The organism is Oleiphilus sp. HI0067 (assembly GCF_001635735.1).
Genome location: NZ_LWFI01001402.1, coordinates 1 through 836, shown reverse-complemented (window position 1 = coordinate 836; position 836 = coordinate 1). Strand labels below are relative to the sequence as shown.

Genomic DNA, 836 nt, shown 5'->3' with positions numbered 1-836 from the left:
GGTACGTTGCTTAATATCAAACACTCGCCAGTGGCCTGGCGTATATTCAAGAATCACTAATGATACCTTGTTTTCACCGACTAGAAGCAGAGACAGTAAGCCGAGTAAGTCATCAACCCCTTTCTCGTGAACTTTGCTAGTGGGTGTAAAAGTAAGATGGTTAATGCGTGCGAGCTCATTGAGCTGCTCTATCGAAACACTTTGAAGAGGTTCTTCACTGTCTAACTGATGTGCTTCTTGGTGATAATCAAAGTATCCAAGCGAACAAGCTACAGAGTCAAACGCTGCACGATATGATAACTCAAGACTAGAAGCATCTGGTGTACTAGCCCCTAAAGCCTCTGCTTCTTGCTCAGAGACAGTCATCACGTGACCCAAGGACTACTTAGCCTGAGTATCGATCTGTTCTGTTTTCTCTGATTCTGACTCATTATTGTCATCCATCCTAAACTTTCCATTCTTTTGTATTAAATTCCAAAAGTAAGATCAGTTTCAGGATACTTTTTCGCACTACGCCTTATCTGCGAAAATATGCATCAAAACAATTGGTTGGCTGCTTACAGGCGGGCCTTCATATAATTTTGATGCAATTCAAGTTTAGATTTTTAGGATTTCAAGTTATTTCAAACTACATAACAAATTTACAAAATCGGTTGCAAAGCCGCTTGTAATTAGGTGATCCATCTAACGCCGATAATCGTGCGTTGACCACCTAACTCGTGGTTTTGTCTTTTTTCGCTTGCATAATTAGAGCGACCTCTAAGCCAATCACAACCAGTGATAACACTAAGAACCACCAAACAAATGCTTCAACGAAAGCAATGATGCCGACCGCG

At 41.1% G+C, this 836-nt stretch carries 1 protein-coding gene; it reads right to left on the bottom strand.

What is annotated here, in order from left to right; all coding sequences use genetic code 11:
- Nucleotides 1–366 (bottom strand): hypothetical protein (locus A3739_RS22305; protein WP_156502765.1); only part of this gene is annotated, 366 nt, incomplete at its 3' end.
- Between the last annotated feature and the right edge of the window lie 470 nt (nt 367–836).